This window comes from Aliivibrio sp. 1S175 (assembly GCF_001690985.1).
Taxonomy (GTDB): Bacteria; Pseudomonadota; Gammaproteobacteria; order Enterobacterales; family Vibrionaceae; genus Aliivibrio.
The window spans coordinates 1-546 of sequence record NZ_MAJS01000081.1; the positions used below are offsets into that span (position 1 = coordinate 1).

At 37.5% G+C, this 546-nt stretch carries 1 protein-coding gene; it reads right to left on the bottom strand.

Features of this window, described 5'->3' with window-relative positions; genetic code table 11:
• Window positions 1-14 precede the first annotated feature (14 nt).
• Window positions 15-497, bottom strand: a complete 483-nt coding sequence (locus A6E06_RS18460) for a MazG-related protein (protein ID WP_065591837.1) — start codon at window positions 495-497, stop codon at window positions 15-17.
• Window positions 498-546: the final 49 nt, after the last annotated feature.

Genomic DNA, 546 nt, shown 5'->3' on the forward strand with positions numbered 1-546 from the left:
TGTTGATGCGATTGTTATGGCGCGGAAACTTGCAGCAATTCCTGAACATCAATATTGTCAACTTCACGCCCTAAAAGACGTTTATAAGATATTAGCTGTTCGATTGGAATAACTGGCACCTCAATACCTAAGTAATTTTTAATAACCGACGACGTAAAATCCGTTTTCAGTTCATGCCATAGACCATTTTCTGATGATCGTATTTTAGAGCCAGGAAATAGACCTATTTCAATTTTTTGTGATTTGTAGATTAACTGAAAATATTCAAGATCCCATGAACCTTCAACATAGTGAGTTAGTGGTTTTGAAATATAAGGATTTACTTGTGCTAGGATCTTGGCAGCATCCGCTTTATTGATGTAGAGATCAATATCAGCAACTTCACGATTACCACCATGTATTGTTGCAGCAAGCCCGCCAACAATTTGATATGTAATTTGTTCTGATTTCAATATGTTATCTAGCCATTCCAATGCCACTTTTATTCTATCGCTCATCCTGAGACCTCTATTTACTTGACCGTGCGCCATAACGCCTGCATAACAC